This is a genomic window from Streptomyces sp. NPDC088785 (assembly GCF_044750685.1).
GTDB lineage: Bacteria > Actinomycetota > Actinomycetes > Streptomycetales > Streptomycetaceae > Streptomyces.
In genome coordinates this window covers 1-18,628 of sequence record NZ_JBIVKH010000027.1, presented here as the reverse complement: position 1 = coordinate 18,628, position 18,628 = coordinate 1, and the positions used below count along the sequence as shown (strand labels likewise).

Sequence of the window (18,628 nt, the reverse complement as noted above, 5' to 3'; positions counted from 1 at the left end):
GTCGAGGCGTCCATGTCGTCGCCCTCCTCGCTGCTGCACTGGACCCGCCGCATGATCGAGATCCGCAAGCAGAACCCCGCCTTCGGCCTCGGCTCGTACACCGAACTGCCGTCGTCGAACCCGGCGGTGATCGCGTTCCTGCGCGAGCTGCCCTCGACCGGGGAGGACGGCGACGACCTGGTGCTGTGCGTGCACAACTTCTCCCGCTTCGCGCAGCCCACGGAGCTGGACCTCCAGGCGTTCAGCGGCCGGCATCCGGTGGAGCTGATCGGCGGGGTGCGCTTCCCGGCGATCGGCGAGCTGCCGTACCTGCTGACGCTGGCGGGGCACGGGTTCTACTGGTTCAGGTTGCGGACGGACGGGATGTGACGCCGTCCTGCTGAGCGGTACGGCCGGCGGCGCGCGGCAGGCGCGCCCCGGCGTCCCGCGACAGGCGGGTCGCCAGCGAGTCCAGGTAGAGGGCCTCCTGCTGCGGCAGGTCGGCGCGGCGGTGCAGTTCGCGCACCGCCAGGGCCAGGGTGCCCAGCACCTCCTCGTCGGCCCGCAGCCGGTCGCCCCACTGCGCGGTGTCCCGGATCAGGGCGCACGCCTCCCGCGTCTCCACCCAGGGCAGGTCCCGGACCAGCGCGGCCGCGACGGCCCACAGGACGAGGTGCTGGGTCGTCCGGGACGCGGCCGAGGTGGTCAGCGCCTGGAGGCAGGCGGTGTGCGGGGCGGTCGCGCCGCCGCCCGACGCGAGGTGGCCGGGCGTCATCAGCGCCACGAGCGCGGCCAGCATGCGGTCGCCGGGCTCGCGGCTGCGCCCCGATTCCGCCACGTGCCGCGCGCCCGTGTCCCAGACCTGGCCGACCCGGTAGGGCAGGGCCCCGTCCCCGCGCAGCAGCAGCTGCTGGTCGAGGCCGCCGCCGAACGCGGCCCGCCGGGCGAGCCCCTCACCGGCCGCGCCCTTGTCGCGCATCTCCGGCGCGAACCATTCGGGCCCCGCCGTGCCGAGCCGGGCCGGGTCCTCGGCCCACCACAGCCGGACGTCCCGCCGGGGCTCGCCCGGCGTTCCCGGCGGGGTGCTCCAGGTGCGGTGCGCCACGAGGTGGCGGGTCAGGTCGTCCCAGGACCTGTCGTCGAGCTGTGACTCCCACAGCCCGGTCAGCCGGCGCCAGGCCGTGGGCGCGTCGTCGGTGCGCAGCAGGGCGGAGACCTCGACCCCGGGAACGATCATGGTGTGGAGCAGCACGAGGTTGGCCGTGCGGTGGGCGAGCCGGGTCAGCGGCGGCACGTTCTTGGGCGCGTAGTCCGCAACCGCGGGCGGCAGGGTCCGGAGCGCCTCGACGAGCAGCCCGGGGATCGTCTCCGCGGGCGCCCGGCGTCCGTCGGGCCCGGCCTCCGCGCACATCTCCTTGAGCCGCTCGACGACCTGGCCCCGGTCGGTGAGCAGGGCGAAGGAGAGCAGGTCGGCGAGGGGCAGGGGCCGCGGGGCGTGCGGCGCGGGCGGGGTGGAGGCGGCCAGCAGGCTGCGCCAGACGCTGCGGGCGACCAGGTACTCGCTGAAGGTGGCGTGCAGGAACTCGTAGGTGCGCCTGCGTCGTCCGCCGACCCGCGCCTGCGCCTCGTGGATGAAGAAGAACCGGCCGAAGGCGCGGTCGTCGGCCCAGTCGGCGTCCGGGCCGAGCAGGGTCCGCGCGTCCTGCTCCACCTGGTCGGCGCCGACGCTCTGCTGCCCGCGGTTGAACATGGCGAGCGCGACGACGCCGAGCCGGGCGATCTCCCGCTCCGCCTCGCCGGACACCACCTCGGGCTCCTGTTCGCGGGCGTGCCGCTTGCGCACCTGGCGCCGCAGGAACCCGAGCAGCAGCTGTTCGAACAGCTCCGCGCCGCTGGCCCGGTTCTCCTGGGCGCGGGCGAGTCCGTTGTCCACCGAGTCGTAGAGCGCGAGGAGCAGCAACAGCAGCGGCTGGGAGGCGAGTTCGAGGCGGCCGGCCAGGGCGGCCGGTTCGAGGGGCCGCAGCCGGCAGGCGGTGAAGTAGTCGCGGTTCGCGTCGTTCCACGCGCTCAGCCAGCGGGCCCTGCGCTCCTCGTCGAAGGGTTCGAGGCACAGCGCGCGGGTGCCGTCGGGGATCTGGACGCGGTGCATGACGACGGTCCGGCTGGTGACGACGACCGCGACCGGGCGGCCCGCGGCGGCCTCGCGCTCCTGGAACTCGGCGACCTGGCGCAGATAGCCCCAGTAGTCGGTCTCCGCCGCCTGCACCAGTTCGTCGAAGCCGTCGAGCAGCACGACCGGGATCCGGCCGGGCGCCCCGCGCACCAGCTCCGGCCAGCCGAGGGGTTCGCCGAGCCGCTCGCGCAGCGCCTCCTCGATCTGGCGCTGGACGGGCGCGTCCGCCGCGACGGAGCGCAGTTCCACCCGGACCGGCAGGAAGTCGGTGGCGGGCAGGCGGGCCATGACGACGCGGGTGAGCAGCGACTTGCCGGCGCCGGGGTGGCCGAGGACGAGGAGCGGCACCTGGAGCGCGGCCACCGATCCGAAGTGGGCGGCGAGCCGGGTCGCGAGCGGCACGTCGGCGGGCCGGGCGGACCACCAGCTGTCGGCGTAAGGCGCGGCGTCCTCGTGCAGGACGGCCCAGCGGGCGGCGGGGTCGACGTAGCCGGTGTCGAGGCGCGGCACGACCAGGCGGGCCGGGGGCCCGTCCGTGCCGCGGTCGGCGCCGTCCGCGCCCTCGACGCCCGCGACCAGGGGCCGGTCCAGCTCCCTCGCGGGCCCGGCCGCCAGGGTCCGGGCCGCGTCGGAGGCGTACGGCAGGCCCGTGCCGGGGGTGAGGGCGGCGGCGAGTCCGCCGAGGGCGGTCCCGGTCGCCGGCGGGAGCTGCCGCCACTGTCCGGCGAGCAGCCACAACTCCGGTTCTTCTCGGGCCAGTTCGCCGACGAGGTCGGCCAGTGCGCGGGCCGCCGCGTCCTGGTCGAGGCCGGGCAGGCGGCCGGCGAGGGCCCGGCGGCACCGGCTGGTGAGGGCGGCCTGTTCGGGCGGCGTCCGGGAGTCGTCGGGAGCGGCGCCGAAGGTGGTCCTCTTGACGAACTCGTCGACGCGGCCGAGCCAGTGGGGCTCCCGGCCCGTCCCCGGGTCCGGCGCCGGGCGGTGCCACGGCCGGTCCCCGCAGAGGACGTCGAGCAGTGCGATCAGCGGGGTCAGCGCGAGCGCGGCGTGGCAGACGACCGTGCGGCTCGGCCGGTCGGCGCCCCGGACGCGCTCGGCGAACCCGTCGAGCACCTGGTGGCCCACGTCGCGCAGCCCGAGCAGGAACGCCTCGTCGCCGTCGATGTCGAGCAGGTCCGGTAAGTGCACCGGGTAGTCGCCCGCGCCGGCCAGCAGGAACAGGCACGGGGCCCAGTCGGTCCCGGACGCCGACGGGACGGAGCGGGGATCGACGCGGAAGGGGGCCGCGGGATCGGGGCCGCCCCCGGTGCCGGTACGGGTGCCGGAGGGCGGGGCGGGCGGTGGATCGAGCCTGCGCAGCGCCTCGTACACCTCGACGAGCCGCCCGTGCAGATGGCGCCAGGCGTCGACCTCGGCCGCGACCGCCCGGGGCCCCGCCTCGCGTGCGGCGGCGCAGCACTCGACGATGCGCCGTACGTCGTCCCAGGCCGGCGGGCGGGCCACCCGGCCGCGCAGCAGGTCGGAGAGGGCCGCGGGCGACTTGCCGACCCGGCTCGCCACCCGGTTCTGCTGGAGCCCCGACGCCACGACCAGGGCGCGGAGCCGGGCGCAGAACTCGGGCACCGGCCCGCCGGGTGTCGCCCCGGGCACCGGCCCGCCGCGTGTCGCCTCTGGCACCGCCCCGCTCCCTCTCGCCGTCTTCGGTCCGCTACGGCGCGCAGTGCGAAGCCTAGGCGCCGACCTGCGCACTCCGCCCCCGATTCGGCGCAGTCCGGCGGTTCCGGCGCACCGGTCCGCGCCCCGCGACGGTGGAACCCGACACCTTCCGCCCCACGATCACGGAGGCCCCCGTGCCCGGTCGACTCGCCCTGCTCCTGCCCCTGTCGGTGTACCTGCTGCTCGCCGCGGTGGTGCTCCCCGCCGTGTGGTCCGGCAAGCCGGCCCGCCGCCGCGCGGCGGAGCGCGTGGTGCGCATCCTCGTCGACGCGCTGCGCCCGCCCCGGCGCCGGTGACCCGTGCGGACGCCGGGACCGCGCGGCACCAGGAATGTCCAAGAACCCGCCCCTTCCGGTTTCTGTCCGCGCGCCCGGGGCACTCTCCACGAATACCGTGCGGGACAGGCAGCGCCGCGCGGTCCCGGCCCGCGCCGCGGACCGCGCACGCACCGCCCCCGCACGCTCGGCACGTCCCCCTCTGGACCAGCTCAGGACAGCATCTCGGCACCCGGGACCGCGCACACCGTCGTCGAGCGTTCCCGGACCGGGGAAAGGACGCGACGCCATGTCGGAAGCCGCAGGCCGGCCCGCCGCTCCCGCCCAGCCCACCGCCGTCGCGGCGGACGATCCCGCCGCCCTCCTCCCGTCCCTGGAACCGCTGCTGCGCGCCTGGCTGCCGCGCCAGCGCTGGTTCGCGGGCAAGGGCCGTCCGGTCAGCGGCTTCACCCTCGAATCCGTCACCCCGCTGCTGCCCGGCGCGGCGCTGCTGCACCTGCTGGTGCGGGCGCACCAGCCACCCGCCGCCGACGACGGCCCCGGGGACCGCTACCAGCTCCTCGTCGGCACCGCCGAGGTGCTGCCGCAGCACCTCTCCGCCGCCACGATCGGCGCGATCACCCGCGGCCCGCTCGCCGGCCGCACCGCCTACGAGGCCCTCCAGGACCCGCGCCAGGCGTCCGTCCTGCTGGAGCGGCTGCGCATACCCGGCGCCCTCGGCGCCCTCAGCTTCCACCGCGGCCCGCACGGCGAGGTCCCGCGCGGACTCGTCCCGCGCCCGTTGCAGGCGGAGCAGTCCAACTCCTCGGTGGTGTACGGGGACCGGCTCATCGCCAAGTTCTTCCGCCGGGTCGTCGCGGGCACCAACCCCGACCTGGAACTGCCCCTGGCGCTGGCCCGCGCGGGCTGCGACCGGGTGCCCGCGCCGGTGGCCTGGTTCGAGACGCGGAGCGGCGACACCGGGGAGACCACCACCCTCGGCGTCCTCCAGCCGTTCCTCAAGGGCGCGGCCGACGGCTGGGACCTGGCCCTGAAGCACCTCACGAACGAGCGGGACTTCACCGAGGAGGCACGGCAGCTGGGCCGCGCGACGGCCGAGGTGCACACCGCCCTCGCGGGGGCCCTGCCCACGGTCACGTACAGCCGGATGCAGACGGAGCAGCTCGCCGCGGCGATGACCCGCCGCCTGGAGACGACGGCCCAGCAGGTCCCGGCGCTGCTCGCGCACGTCCCCGCCCTGCGCACCGCCTTCGCGGCGCTGCACGACCTGGCCTCCGACGGCCGCGCCCGGCGGGCCCAGCGCGTGCACGGCGATCTGCACCTGGGCCAGTGCCTGCGGGAGGCGGACGGCACCTGGCGGATCATCGACTTCGAGGGCGAGCCGTCCCGCCCGCTCGCCGAGCGCCGCATGCCGCACCCGCCGCACCGCGACATCGCGGGCATGCTCCGCTCCTTCGACTACGCGGCCCGCAGCGTCCGCCCCTGGAACGCGGCCTGGTCGGACGCCTGCCGGGCCGCGTACTGCACCGGATACGCGGAGGTGAGCGGCAGCGACCCGCGCACCGACCCGGTCCTGCTGCGCGCCTACGAGACGGACAAGGCGGTCTACGAGGCCCTGTACGAGGCCCGCCACCGCCCGGACTGGCTCCCGGTCCCGATGGCGGCGCTGGCCCGCCTCGCGGAGGAACCGCCCCGCTAGGACCCCAGGACCGCGCGGAGCGGCGGGCGGACCGGCCCCGCCCCGCCCGCCGAGAAGCCCCACCGGACCCGCACCCGCCACCGCACGCCCGCCCGGCACACGCGAAGCCCCCAAGGAGGCGCACCCCGTGACCCGCCGCCCGACCACCGCCCCGTCCCCCGTCCCCGAGGACGACCGCAACCGGCTGCTCACCGCGACCCACCACAACCCGCACGGCGTGCTGGGCGCCCACCCGGCCGCCGACGGCGTCGCGTTCCGCGTCTGGCGGCCCTACGCCCGGCAGGTCGCCGTCCGCACCCCGCAGGGCCTGCACGCCGAACTCCACGACGACGGCGCGGGGTTCTTCTCGGGCCTGCTCCAGCTCCGCGAGGTCCCGTCCGCGTACGAGCTGGAGATCGCGTACGCCGACACCACCCAGACGGTGCCGGACGCCTACTCCCTGCTCCCCGCGCTCGGCGAGCTCGACCTGCACCTGATCGGCGAGGGCCGGCACGAGCAGCTGTGGACCGCGCTCGGCGCCCGCCCGATGACCCACCAGGGCATCGAGGGCACCCGCTTCACGGTGTGGGCGCCGAACGCGCGCGGCATCCGGGTGGTCGGCGGCTTCAACTACTGGGACGGCGCGGCCCACAGCATGCGCTCCCTCGGCGCGACCGGCGTCTGGGAGCTGTTCGTGCCCGGCGTCGGCGAGGGCGAGCTGTACAAGTTCGAGATCACCCGCCCCGACGGCAGCAAGACCCTGCGCGCCGACCCGATGGCCGCCCGCACGGAGACGCCCCCTGCCAACTCCTCCGTGATCCACGCCTCGCACCACACCTGGCACGACGAGGAGTGGCTGGAGCGGCGCACGGACCGCCCCGCGCACGAGGCCCCCTTCTCGGTCTACGAGCTGCATCTGCCGTCCTGGCGCCCCGGCCTCACCTACCGCCAGCTCGCCGAGCAACTGCCCGCCTACGTCAAGGACCTGGGCTTCACGCACGTGGAACTGCTGCCCGTGGCGGAGCACCCGTTCGGCGGGTCCTGGGGCTACCAGGTCACCGGCTTCTACGCCCCGACCGCCCGCCTGGGCACCCCCGACGACTTCAAGTTCCTGATCGACACCCTGCACCAGGCGGGCATCGGCGTCCTGATGGACTGGGTGCCCGCCCATTTCCCGCGCGACGACTGGGCGCTGGCCGAGTTCGACGGCCGCCCGCTGTACGAGCACGAGGACCCGCTGCGCGCCGCGCACCCGGACTGGGGCACCCTCGAATTCGACTACGGCCGCAAGGAGGTCCGCAACTTCCTGGTGGCCAACGCCCTTTTCTGGTGCGAGGAGTTCCACATCGACGGGCTGCGCGTCGACGCCGTCGCCTCCATGCTCTACCTGGACTACTCGCGCGAGGAGGGGCAGTGGACGCCGAACCAGTTCGGCGGCCGGGAGAACCTCGACGCGGTCGACTTCCTCCAGGAGATGAACGCCACCCTGTACCGGCGGGTCCCCGGCGTCGTGACGATCGCCGAGGAGTCCACGGCCTGGGACGGCGTCACCCGCGCCACCCACCACATCGGCCCCGGCGGCCACGGCGGGCTCGGCTTCGGGCTGAAGTGGAACATGGGGTGGATGCACGACTCCCTGGACTACGTGCAGCACGAGCCGGTGCACCGCAGGTTCCACCACAACGAGATGACGTTCTCGATGGTGTACGCGTACAGCGAGAACTACGTGCTGCCCATCTCGCACGACGAGGTGGTGCACGGCAAGCGGTCCCTGGTCTCCAAGATGCCCGGCGACTGGTGGCAGCAACGCGCCACCCACCGCGCCTATTTGGGCTTCATGTGGGCGCACCCCGGCAAGCAGCTGCTCTTCATGGGCCAGGAGTTCGCCCAGGGCGCCGAATGGTCGGAGGCGCACGGCCCGGACTGGTGGCTGCTCGATCCGGCGTACGGGGCCGCGGCCGACCATCGCGGCGTCCGCGACCTCGTACGGGACCTGAACGGCGTCTACCGGGAGGCGCCCGCGCTGTGGGAGCGGGACACCGATCCGGCCGGGTTCGAGTGGGTCGCCGGGGACGCGGCGGAGGACAACGTGTTCGCGTTCCTGCGGCGCGCGGCCGACGGCTCGCCGCTGCTCGCGGTGTCCAACTTCGCGCCGGTGGTGCGGTCCGAGTACCGGCTGGGCGTGCCGGACGCGGTGCCCGCCTGGCAGGAGGTGCTCAACACCGACCGGGGCCGGTACGGCGGCGGTGACGTCACGAGCCCGGAGCCGGTCAAACCCGACGACGTCCCCGCGCACGGCCGGCCGGCCAGCGTCCGCCTGACGCTGCCGCCGCTCGCCACCGTGTGGTACCGCCCGGCCTGACGCTCCCCCGCCGCACCGGGCCGGCCCCCGGCCGCGCTCCGCTAGCGGAGCGCGGCGGGCGCCTCGCCGGTGTGCAGCACGCCGAGCCGCTGGGTGGCCCGGGTCAGCGCCACGTACAGGTCGCTGGTCCCGTACCGGCCCGGCTCGACGACGAGCACCGAGTCGAACTCCAGGCCCTTGGCCTGCCGCGGGTCGAGCAGCACGACCGTGTGCGTCAGGTCGGGGGCGCCGCCCGCCGTCATGCCGGGCACCTCCGCCGCGAGGGCGGCGTGCAGGTCGCGCGGGGCGATGACGGCCAGCCGGCCCTCGTCCGGGGCGAGTTCGGCGACCGCGGCGGCGACGGCCGCGGGCAGGTCGTCGGTGGCCCGCACCCAGGGGCGCACACCCGTCGAGCGGACGGACGACGGCGGCTCGAACTCGGGGTGCTCGGCGCGGACCACGGCCGCCGCCAGCTCCATGATCTCGCTCGGCGTGCGGTAGTTGACGCCGAGCCGGGTGTGCTCGAAGCGGTCCTCGACGTACGGGCCGAGGATGTCCGCCCAGGAGCCCACCCCGGCCTCCTCGCTGGTCTGCACGGGGTCGCCGACCAGCGTCATGGACCGGGTGGGCGAGCGGCGCATCAGCAGCCGCCACGCCATCGGGCTCAGCTCCTGCGCCTCGTCGACGATGATGTGGCCGAACGCCCAGGTGCGGTCGGCGGCGGCCCGCTCGGCGGCGCTGCGGTGGTCCTCCTCCTCGTACCAGTCGGCGACCCGGTCCGCGTCCACGATGTCGTGCGCGGCCAGCACCTCCGACTCGTCCTCGTCCTCGAACTCGTAGGACTCGGAGCCCTTGGACAGGTCCAGGACGCCCTGCGCGTACGCGATGCGCTCCTGCCGGGCGGCCTCGGCGGCGGCCCGCTCGGCGGAGTCGTCGTGCCCGAGCAGCTCGGCGGCCTCGTCGAGGAGCGGCACGTCGGCGGGGGTCCAGTCGGCAGGTCCGGTGACCTCACGGCGGATGGCGGCGGCCGCGTCGTCGGGCAGGTGGACGGGGTCGGCGAGGAAGTCCGCGACGAAGTCCTCCGGCGTGAGCCGCGGCCACAGGTCCGCGATCGCGGCGTGCACGTCGGCGCTCCCGGCGACGCCCTTGCCGAGCTGGGCGAGGTCGTCGGCGCCGAGGAAGTTCGGGCCGCCGTACGGGTCGGCGCCGATCCGCTCGGCGAGCTGGGCGGTGAGCGCGTCGAGGATGCCGAAGGCGAAGTACGGGCGGGCCAGGTTGTGCGGGAGCAGGGTGTCCCGGGCGGTCTGCCGGGCCTCGTAGGCGATCTCCCAGTCGAGGATCAGGTCGCCGTCGTCGTGCCGGATCACCAGGGGCGCGCCGGGCTCGGGCAGCTGCTGGCGGTCGCGCACGGCGAGCGCGAGGGCGTCGGCCATCGCGGCGGCGCCCTTCACCGCGGCGGCCCGGGGCGCGTCGGCGGCGGTGGCGTGCACCCCGGGGAACAGCTCGCCGACGGTCGCGAGCAGCACACCGGTCTCGCCGAGCGAGGGCAGCACCTCGGAGATGTAGGAGAGGAACGCCGGGTTGGGGCCGACGATCAGCACGGCCCGCTTGGCGAGCAGCTCCCGGTGCTCGTACAGCAGGAAGGCGGCGCGGTGCAGGGCGACGGCGGTCTTGCCGGTGCCCGGACCGCCCTCGACCACCAGCACACCCCGGTGGTCGTGGCGGATGATCCGGTCCTGCTCGGCCTGGATGGTCTGCACGATGTCGCCCATGCGGCCGGTGCGGGCGGAATTCAGCGCGGCGAGCAGCACGGCGTCACCGGACGGGTCCTCGAAACCGGTGCGTTCGTCGTCGCCGAGATCGAGGATCTCGTCATGCAGTTCGGTGACGGTCCGCCCCTCGGTGGTGAGGTGGCGGCGCCGGCGCAGCCCCATCGGCGTGTGCCCGGTGGCGAGATAGAAGGGGCGGGCCACCGGCGCGCGCCAGTCGATGAGAATCGGCGTGTGCTCGGTGTCGTCCTCGCGAATTCCGATACGCCCGATGTGGTGCGCGACGCCGTCCGTGAGATCGATCCGGCCGAAGCAGAGCGAGCCGTCGACCGCGTTCAGCGCGGCGAGCAGCCCGGAGCGCTCCACGAGCAGCAGGTCCCGCTCCAGGCGGGCCTGCTGGCCGGTGCCGACGGGCGTCAGGGCGTTCGTGACCGAGTCGGCGGTCTCGCCGCGCAGCGCGTCGACGCGCGCATAGAGCCGGTCGATGAATTCCTGTTCCTTTTGGAGTTCCTTCTCGGATACGGCGGATTCCCGGCTTGACAAAACTGCTCCCTGCCCGGTACGGTGTGTTTAGTTGGCCCCTTGCGAGGGGCCTTTTCTGTGGGCACACAGAAACACCGAATATACACCCGGGGAATCGCTCAGGGATTCAGAGGGCTTCGGACAATTCCTCCAGCAGGCGCCGCTTCGGCCGGGCGCCCACCCGGGACCACACGGGCTCGCCGTCCTTGAAGACCATCAGCGTCGGCATGGACAGCACGCCGTACTTCACGGCCGTCCCCGGATTGGCGTCGACGTCGATCGCGACGACGTCCAGCCGCTCCCGCTCCTCCTCGGCCACGGCGCGCAGCACCGGGGCCAGCTGCCTGCACGGCCCGCACCACTCGGCGGTGAACTCCACGAGCACCGGCCGGCCGGACCGGACGACCTGCTCGTCGAAGTCGGCATCGGTCACTTCACGGAAAGCCATCGTGTTCACTCCCTCAGTTCGCAGCGCGGCGCGGAGTCGTCCTCCGTCGCCAGCGCCCGCATCGCCTGCTCGGCGCGCGCCAGCTGCGCGCCGACCGTCGTCCGTACAGCACTCAACTCACTGATCAGCGCATCGAGTTGGGCGAGCTTGTCGCGGTACACGGCGAGCGACGCCGGACAGGAGTCGCCCTCGGGGTGTCCGGCCCGCAGACACTCCACGAACGGCCGGGTCTCCTCCAGGTCGAAGCCGAAGTCCTGGAGCGTGCGGATCTGCCGCAGGGCCCGCAGGTCGTCCTCGTCGTAGGTCCGGTAGCCGTTGCCGCCGCGCCGCGCGGGCAGCAGCCCGCGCGACTCGTAGTACCTGAGCGTCCGCGTGGTCACCCCGGCGCGGTCCGCGAGCTCTCCGATGCGCATGCCTGCGACGGTAGACGTTGACCCCGGCGTCAAGGCCAGCCCGCCCGCCGCGGAATCCGCCCCGCGCCCCGGAGCACCCCACGAACCCGCGGCGCGCAGCCATGCCCGACAGGCCCGCGAAGAGCTACGCGCAGCACGCCCCCGGCACCTGCCCGGCGTCGGGAGCGGCCCGGCCCGCACCCGACCACACCCGCTCACCGACCCGCTCACCCACCCCGCACTACCACCCAGGAGAGACATGCCCGACGACAGCACCCTTCACGAAAGCACCCTTCACGACGGCACCGGCACCGGCACCGGCACCGGCACCGGCTCCGGCACCTGGCTCCTCGGCGACCTCCCGGTCCGCCGGATCGGACTCGGCGCGCTGCGGCTCCCGGGCCCCGTCGCCTTCGACAACGGGTCCGTCGCCGACCGCGCCCGGTCGATCCGCGTGCTGCGCCGCGCCGTCGAGCTGGGCGTGAACCACATCGACACGGCCGCCTTCTACTTCTCGGCCCGCCGCTCGGCCAACGAACTGATCGCCGCCGCCCTCGCCCCCTACCCCGACGACCTGGTCATCGCCACCAAGGTCGGCCCGCGCCGCGACCGCTCCGGCGCCTGGGCGCGGTGGGCCCGCCCCGACGAGCTGCGCGGCGACGTCGAGGAGAACCTGCGCCAGCTGGGCCGCGACCACCTCGACGTCGTCACCCTGCGGGTGAGCGAACGCACCGCACCGCACATCGCGGAGTACGTGGGTGAGCTGGCGGGGATGCGGCGGGCGGGCCTGATCCGGCACATCGGGGTGTCGGGCGTGGACCTGCCGGCGCTCGCCGCGGCGCGCGGGGAGGCATCGGTGGTGTGCGTGCAGAACCCGTTCGGCCTCGGCCACACCCGCCCCGGCGACGCCGAACTGCTGCGCGCGTGCGCGGAGTCGGGCATCGCGTTCGTGCCGTTCTTCGCGATCGCGGGCGGCGGCGGGCACGCGGGGGCGGCCGCGAACACGGCCGCCGTCGCCGCGCTCGCGGAGGTCGCCGCCGCCCACGGCGCGACCCCGGCCCAGATCCGTCTGGCGTGGACCCTGCACCAGGGCGCGCACGTCCTGGCCATCCCCGGCACGGGCGACCCCGAGCACGTCGCCCAGAACGTGGCGGCGGGCACGATCCGGCTCGCTCCGCGGGAGGTACGGGCCCTGGGCGCCGTCACCGGCTGACGGCGAACGGCCCGTCGAGCGCGGCCCATTGCAGCAGCAGGACGGTCTTGCCGTCGGCGATGCGGCCGTCGCGGACCATGGCGAGGGCCTCGGCGAAGGGCAGCTCGACGACCTCGATGTCCTCGCCCTCCTCGGCGAGGCCGCCACCGGCGCCGGTGCGGTCGGCCGGGGTGTAGGGCGCCGCGTAGAAGTGCAGCCGCTCGGTGACCGAGCCGGGGCTCATGTAGAGCTCGGCGACGGGCGTGAGGGCTCCGAGGGCGACCCCCAGCTCCTCGGCGCACTCCCGCCGGACGGCCGCGAGCGGGTCGTCGCCGTCGAGCAGCCCGGCCGCCGCCTCGACGAGCATGCCGTCCGGGTGGCCGTTGACGTAGGCCGGGTAGCGGAACTGCCGGGTGAGCAGGACCCGGCCGCGCCCGGCGTCGTACGGCAGGACGACCGCGCCGTCGCCCCGGTCGTACGTCTCGCGCTGCTGCGTCTCCCACCGCCCGTCGCGGCGCCGGTAGTCGAAGGTCGTGCGGCGCAGCACGTGCCAGCCGGCCGAGGTCAGCTCGACGTCCCGGACGACGACGCCGGGGTTGCGGTCGAGGCCGCGCCCGGCACGGTCGAGTCCGGTGCGGCCGCGGTGGTCGGGTACGTCGACGCCGGGGCGCCCGGCGCGCGGCGTGGGGTGCTGATCGTCCATGCCGCGCTACGATACATGCAGAAACGTGCAAGAACAGGAGAGACTACGGATGCTGGCTGCCGAACGGCACGCCCACCTGCTGGGCCTGCTCGCCCGCGAGGGCAAGATCGTCGCGAAGGACGTCGCCGCCGACCTGGGCATCTCCGAGGACAGCGTGCGCCGCGACCTGCGCGACCTCGCCGCCGACGGTCTCTGCCAGCGGGTATACGGCGGTGCGCTCCCCGCCTCCCCCGCGGTCGCCGACTACGCGACGCGGACGACGGTCGCGCCCGACGGCAAGCGGCGGGTCGCGGCGGTGGCCGCCGCGCTGGTGCGGCCGGACAGCGCCCTGATCCTGGACGGCGGCACGACGGCGCTCGCGGTCGCCCGCGCGCTCCCGCCGGACCTGCCGTGCACGGTGATCACCCACAGTCCGACGGTCGCGGCGGCCCTGCTCGACCACCCCCGCGCGGAGCTGTACCTGCTGGGCGGCCGCGTCTTCAAGCACTCCGCGGTGGCGTGCGGGGCGGCGGCGGTGGAGGCCGCGCAGAACGTGTCGGCCGACCTGTGCCTGATCGGTGTCACCGGCGTCCACCCCGAAGCGGGCCTGACCACGGGCGACGCGGAGGAGGCCGCGATGAAGCGCGTCCTGGCGGCCCGGGCGGCGGAGACGTACGTCCTCGCGTCGTCGGAGAAGATCGGCACGGCGTCGCGGTACCGGGTGCTCCCCTGGCCGGACGTCACGGGCCTGATCACGGACGCGGACCCCGGCCATCCGGCGCTCGGCCCGCTGGTCGGACAGCTCACGGCACGCGGCGTCCGGGTCCTGCCGGCCTGAGACCCGACGCCTCGACGCGCGCCCGGCCCGACCGGATCGGGCACAGGATGTCGGGCCGGGCGCCCCCGCGGGCTCCTAGCGTGGGGAACGAGCGGGCCGGGCCGCAGAGGAGCCCGGCCGACCAGGAAGGAGCCCCGGGGTGCTGGACCGCCTCAACCAGGCCATGGACCGGATCGAGGAGCGGCTCGACCGGGACCTCGACGTGGCGGAGCTGGCCCGGATCGCGGCCACGTCCGAGTACCACCTGCGGCGGATGTTCTCGGCGCTCGCCGGGATGCCGCTGTCGGAGTACGTGCGCCGCCGCCGGCTCACCGTCGCGGGCGCCGACGTGCTCGCGGGCCGGGAGCCGCTGCTGACGATCGCCGTGCGGTACGGGTACGGGTCGGGCGAGGCGTTCGCCCGCGCGTTCCGCGCCCTGCACGGCATCGGCCCCGGCGAGGCCCGCAGGACGGGCGCCGCGCTCGTCTCGCAGCCCCGGCTCACCTTCCGGCTCACCGTCGAAGGGAGCAGCAGCATGCGGTACCGAGTGGTGGACCGCCCGGAGTTCACGGTCGTCGGGCCCAAGGCACGGGTCCCGTTGGTGTACTTGGGGCCGAACACGGCGATCGAGGAGTTCGTCCGCGGCATCGACCGCGGGGTCCTGGCCGGGCTGGAGAGCCTGGCGGAGCGGGCCGGCGCCGAACCGCGGGGCGTCCTCGCGGTCTGCGACGACCTCGACCCCGGCCGCGCCGAGGGCAGCGAACTCGACTACTACCAGGCGGTGGTGGTCCCCGCGGGCACCCCGGCCCCGGCGGACCTGCCCGCGCTGGCGGTCCCGGCCGGCACCTGGGCGGTGTTCACGACGTCGGGCCCGGCGCCGGAGGCCGTCCAGCGCCTGTGGAGCGACGTCTACACGGAGTGGTTCCCGTCCAACCCGTACCGCACCCGCCCGGGCCCCGAGCTGCTGCGCGTCCGTCTCACGCCGTCCCCGGACGGCCCGACGGCGGAGGCCGAACTGTGGCTCCCGGTGGAGCGCGAGCGGCAGGGAGGCTGATTGTCGGTGGGGCCCGCTACGTTGACGCCATGACTCATGACGTACGCGCCCCTCTGTCGACCGCGCGGTATCTCGACCGTCTGGCCGACGACTTCGCCCGTCTGCGCGCGGTCGCCACCGCCGCCGACCCGGCCGCGGTGGTGCCGAGCTGCCCCGACTGGACCGTCACCGACCTGGTCCGGCACGTCGCCCAGGTCTACGTGGACAAGACGCACGCGATCCGTGAGGGCGCGGAGTCCGAGTGGCCGCCCAAGGGCACGGAGGACGCCGAGCCGTTCGCGCTCCTGGACCGCGCGTACGCCGATCTGCGCACGGAGCTGACGACCCGGGACCCCGGGGACCCGGCGGGCGGCTGGTACACACCGGACCGGACGGTCGGCTTCTGGATCCGCCGGATGGCGCAGGAGACGGTGATCCACCGGATCGACGCCGAGCTGGCCGCCGGCCAGGAGGTCGCCCCGGTCCCGGAGGACCTGGCGGTCGACGGCATCGACGAACTCCTGAAGGTGTTCACGGCGTTCGCCGTCGAGGAATGGCCCGACGCGTTCACCGAGGCCCTCGACGGCTCCCCCGGCCGCACCATCGACATCCACGCCGTCGGCACCAAGGCGGCGGCCTGGCGCATCACCACGGGCCCGTCCCGCTTCGCGGTCGAGGACGCCCTGGGCGACACCCCCGCGGACCTCACCCTGTCCGCACCCCCGTCCCCCCTCCTGCGCCACCTGTGGAACCGCCGCACCCCGTCGGCCCCGCCCCGGATCACCACGTCGGGCGACCAGCAGACCCTGACCACCCTCCACACCTGCCTGACCACCGCCACCCAGTAACACCCCGAGGGGCGCGAGGAACCGCGCGGGAAGCGCCCACCGGCCGCACCGCCGGAGAACGACCGAGGGGCGCGGGAAACCACGCGACCAGCCGCGCCCCACCCCGCGCCCACCGACGCACCCCGCCCGGGACTCAGCCCCTACTCGCCCCCGACACCCCCGACACCCCCGTCATTCCCGGCATTCCCGCTCCCCTCATCGCCCCGAGCACCCCGCCCGGGCAACAACACCCCCACCACGACGGTCCCGACCCCGAGAACCACGGCCCCGACCACACTCGTATGCGCGACGGCATCGGAGAACGCCGCCCCCACGGCATCCGCCATCTCCCGCGCACCGTCCCCGAGCTGCCCGGCCTGCGCCTTCCACTGCGCGGCCTGCTGCGGATCCCCGGCCCCCCGCGCCTTCTCGGCGAGCTGCTGCGCCTGCTCCCCGATCCGCTGCGCGACGGCGTACCCGGCACCGACGGAGTCCTGCGCCGTGGACAGCGCGTTCGCGGGCAGCTTGGTCCCCCCGGCGGCGTCGGCGAGGTGCGAGGAGTACGACCCGGCGAGCACCGACCCGAGGATGGCGATGCCGAGCGACCCGCCCAGCTCCAGCGAGGTGTCGTTCACGGCGCCGCCCACCCCCAGCTCACTCTCCGGGAACGCCCCCATGATCGCGTCCGTGCACGGCGACAGGGCGAGCCCGATGGCGAGCCCGAGGATGACCAGCGGCGGCACGAAGTCCCCGTACGCGGACCCGGCGTCGATCCGGGTGAGCAGCGCGAGCGCCACCGTCCCGCCGACCATCCCGGCGGTCACGGTGACCCGCATCCCGAGGCGCGGCGTGAGGTACCCGGTGAGCGCCGACCCGACGAACACGGCACCGGCCAGCGGCAGCATCCGCACACCGGTCTCCCACGCGTCGTACCCGAGCACGAACTGAAGATCCTGCGTGAGGAAGTAGAAGGCTCCGAACACCGCGAGGAAGAAGAGCGCGACGGCGAGGTTCGACCCGGCGAACCGCCGGCCCGCGAACCGGCGCACGTCCAGCACCGGCCGCGGATGCCGCAGCTCCCACAGCACGAACGCCACCAGCGCCGCGCCGGCCACCACGGCGGCGGTCACGGCCTTGACGCCCCAGCCGAAGTGCGGCCCCTCGATGATCATGTAGACGAGCGCGCCGACCCACACCACGGACAGCACTCCGCCGACGTAGTCGATCCGCCCGTGCCGTTCGGCCCTGGACGGCGGTACGAGGACGAGCGCACCGACGATCGCGACGACGGCGACCGGCACGTTGATCAGGAACGTGGACGCCCAGCCGTGGTCGCGCAACAGCGCACCGGCGACCAACGGCCCGGCGGCGATGGCGAGTCCGGCCGTCGCCGTCCACAGCACGATCGCCTTGGCCCGCTCGGCGCGCGGAAACGTGGCGGCCAGCAGCGACAGCGTCGCCGGCATGATCATCGCGGCGCCGACCCCCATCACGGCCCGCGCGGCGATGACCCCGGCGGAACTGTCGACGAGCGACCCGGCGACGGCTCCGCCGCCGAACACGACGAGCCCCAGCAGCAGCGCTCCGCGCCGGCTGTACTTGTCGCCGATGGCACCGAGCAGCAGCATCAGCGCCGCGTACGGCACGGTGTAGCCGTCGATGACCCATTGCAGATCGGCGCTGCTCAGACCCAGGTCCTGGGTCATGTCGGGCGCCGCGACCGTGAGCGCCGTGTTGGCCATCACGATGATCAGCAGGCTCAGGCAGAGCACGAGCAGCGCCCACCAGCGGCGGGCGTACGGCCGGTCCATGGTGTCGACCGGCTCGTTCATGACGAGGCGCATGACGCGGAACCCCTCCAGAGGCAGGACAGCACAGACGCGCCCGTCTTGCACACGCCTGTGCAATTACACAGTGGTGTGCAATCTACGTGGTTGCACAGCGCTGTGCAAAACGGTGGGGTGGCGACGGGCGCATGCCGGGCCGGGGCGGCGCCCAGGCACAATGAACGCGTGACTCCCGCCTCCGCCTCCGTACGAGCCGACGCCAATCGCCGCCGCATCCTGGATGACGCGCTGGTGGAGCTGTTGCGCGACCCTGATGCGTCGATGGACCAGATCGCCCGTGCGGCGGGGGTCGTGCGCCGCACGGTGTACGGCCATTTCCCGAGCCGGGACGCGCTGATCGAGGCGCTGGTGGACGATGCGGCGCAGGCGGTGGCGGAGGCGCATCGGGCCGGCCGTGAGGGGATCGCCGATCCGGCGGAGGCGGTGGCCCGTTCGATCCTGGCGATCTGGCCGATCGCGGACCGCTACCGCCTGCTGGTGCATCTCGCTCAGCGCAGCGTCACGGTGGAGGGCATCAGGGCGCGGCTGACCCCGGTCCGTGAGGCCTGCGCGGAGCTTCTCCAACGGGCCCTGGAGAGCGGCCAGTTCGACTCGCCGTTGCCCGCCGAGGCGTTGGCGCATGTGCACGAGCAGGTGTTGTTCGGCCTGATGGAGGCGGTCAATGAGGGTGTGCTCCCGGCGGCGGAGGCGGGCCGCGCGGCGGTCGTGGCGGTCCTGTCGTCGGCCGGCTACCCGACGAAGGAAGCACAGCGCCTGGCCGCGACGGCCTGAGTTGTGGACAGCGCCTTCTGAATTCCGCCCCTAAAACGCAGAAAACCCCCGTGCCATTGGCACGGGGGTTTTCCTCAAAATTTGTTCGGCGGCGTCCTACTCTCCCACAGGGTCCCCCCTGCAGTACCATCGGCGCTGTAAGGCTTAGCTTCCGGGTTCGGAATGTAAC

General features: G+C 74.6%; 15 protein-coding genes and 1 rRNA gene. 9 read left to right on the top strand and 7 right to left on the bottom strand.

The window, feature by feature from the left end; translation table 11 throughout:
- The coding region (locus ACIP5K_RS35610; protein ID WP_401416649.1) for an alpha-glucosidase C-terminal domain-containing protein at positions 1–369 on the top strand (369 nt) is incomplete at its 5' end.
- On the opposite strand, the gene ACIP5K_RS35605 is transcribed toward ACIP5K_RS35610, so the two are convergent.
- Positions 344–3,826 (bottom strand): helix-turn-helix domain-containing protein, encoded by a 3,483-nt coding sequence (locus tag ACIP5K_RS35605; RefSeq protein WP_401416647.1) that lies wholly within the window; start codon positions 3,824–3,826, stop codon positions 344–346. The two genes, ACIP5K_RS35610 and ACIP5K_RS35605, sit on opposite strands and share 26 nt — an antisense overlap.
- Positions 3,827–3,999: 173 nt before the next feature.
- Here ACIP5K_RS35605 and ACIP5K_RS35600 point away from each other — a divergent pair, with 173 nt between their 5' ends.
- The 3 genes from ACIP5K_RS35600 to glgB all read left to right on the top strand — a co-directional run bounded on the left by ACIP5K_RS35600 (position 4,000) and on the right by glgB (position 8,180).
- Positions 4,000–4,161: a hypothetical protein gene (locus ACIP5K_RS35600; RefSeq protein ID WP_401416645.1), complete on the top strand. Its 162-nt coding sequence runs from the start codon at positions 4,000–4,002 to the stop codon at positions 4,159–4,161.
- 268 nt (positions 4,162–4,429) lie between these two features.
- The gene (locus tag ACIP5K_RS35595) at positions 4,430–5,839 is read left to right on the top strand and encodes a phosphotransferase (protein ID WP_401416642.1); all 1,410 of its coding nucleotides are present in this window, start codon (positions 4,430–4,432) and stop codon (positions 5,837–5,839) included.
- A 127-nt stretch (positions 5,840–5,966) separates the two neighbouring features.
- A complete protein-coding gene (gene glgB / locus ACIP5K_RS35590) occupies positions 5,967–8,180 on the top strand; it encodes a 1,4-alpha-glucan branching enzyme (RefSeq protein ID WP_401416639.1) in 2,214 nt (737 codons plus the stop codon).
- 41 nt (positions 8,181–8,221) lie between these two features.
- Here glgB and ACIP5K_RS35585 read toward each other — a convergent pair whose 3' ends face one another.
- The 3 genes from ACIP5K_RS35585 to ACIP5K_RS35575 form a co-directional block, all read right to left on the bottom strand.
- Complete coding sequence (locus tag ACIP5K_RS35585) at positions 8,222–10,471, bottom strand: HelD family protein (protein WP_401416637.1); 2,250 nt, start codon at positions 10,469–10,471, stop codon at positions 8,222–8,224.
- Positions 10,472–10,577: 106 nt separating this feature from the next.
- A complete protein-coding gene (gene trxA / locus ACIP5K_RS35580; RefSeq protein ID WP_401416634.1) occupies positions 10,578–10,898 on the bottom strand; it encodes a thioredoxin in 321 nt (106 codons plus the stop codon).
- Between the two features lie 5 nt (positions 10,899–10,903).
- On the bottom strand, positions 10,904–11,311 hold the full coding sequence (locus tag ACIP5K_RS35575) for a MerR family transcriptional regulator (RefSeq protein WP_401416631.1): 408 nt from the start codon (positions 11,309–11,311) through the stop codon (positions 10,904–10,906).
- Positions 11,312–11,549: 238 nt separating this feature from the next.
- Here ACIP5K_RS35575 and ACIP5K_RS35570 point away from each other — a divergent pair, with 238 nt between their 5' ends.
- Positions 11,550–12,503: an aldo/keto reductase gene (locus ACIP5K_RS35570; RefSeq protein WP_401416629.1), complete on the top strand. Its 954-nt coding sequence runs from the start codon at positions 11,550–11,552 to the stop codon at positions 12,501–12,503.
- Here ACIP5K_RS35570 and ACIP5K_RS35565 read toward each other — a convergent pair.
- A complete protein-coding gene (locus ACIP5K_RS35565) occupies positions 12,493–13,185 on the bottom strand; it encodes an NUDIX domain-containing protein (protein WP_401416626.1) in 693 nt (230 codons plus the stop codon). The genes ACIP5K_RS35570 and ACIP5K_RS35565 overlap by 11 nt on opposite strands.
- 49 nt (positions 13,186–13,234) lie before the next feature.
- Between ACIP5K_RS35565 and ACIP5K_RS35560 the strand changes: the two genes are divergently transcribed.
- The 3 genes from ACIP5K_RS35560 (at position 13,235) to ACIP5K_RS35550 (ending at position 15,862) form a co-directional block, all read left to right on the top strand.
- Positions 13,235–14,002, top strand: coding sequence for a DeoR/GlpR family DNA-binding transcription regulator (locus ACIP5K_RS35560; RefSeq protein WP_401416624.1), 768 nt, complete (start codon positions 13,235–13,237; stop codon positions 14,000–14,002).
- 139 nt (positions 14,003–14,141) lie between these two features.
- Positions 14,142–15,035, top strand: a complete 894-nt coding sequence (locus ACIP5K_RS35555) for a helix-turn-helix domain-containing protein (protein WP_401416622.1) — start codon at positions 14,142–14,144, stop codon at positions 15,033–15,035.
- A gap of 29 nt (positions 15,036–15,064) precedes the next feature.
- Positions 15,065–15,862, top strand: coding sequence for a maleylpyruvate isomerase family mycothiol-dependent enzyme (locus tag ACIP5K_RS35550; protein ID WP_401416620.1), 798 nt, complete (start codon positions 15,065–15,067; stop codon positions 15,860–15,862).
- Between the two features lie 140 nt (positions 15,863–16,002).
- Here the strand turns inward: ACIP5K_RS35550 and ACIP5K_RS35545 are convergent, their stop codons facing one another.
- On the bottom strand, positions 16,003–17,685 hold the full coding sequence (locus ACIP5K_RS35545; RefSeq protein ID WP_401416618.1) for an MFS transporter: 1,683 nt from the start codon (positions 17,683–17,685) through the stop codon (positions 16,003–16,005).
- Positions 17,686–17,853: 168 nt separating this feature from the next.
- On the opposite strand from ACIP5K_RS35545, the gene ACIP5K_RS35540 reads away from it, so the two are divergent.
- Positions 17,854–18,459: a TetR/AcrR family transcriptional regulator gene (locus ACIP5K_RS35540; protein ID WP_401416615.1), complete on the top strand. Its 606-nt coding sequence runs from the start codon at positions 17,854–17,856 to the stop codon at positions 18,457–18,459.
- Positions 18,460–18,542: 83 nt separating this feature from the next.
- Here the strand turns inward: ACIP5K_RS35540 and rrf are convergent.
- Positions 18,543–18,628: ribosomal RNA gene (gene rrf, locus ACIP5K_RS35535) — 5S ribosomal RNA — on the bottom strand; the annotation flags it as partial.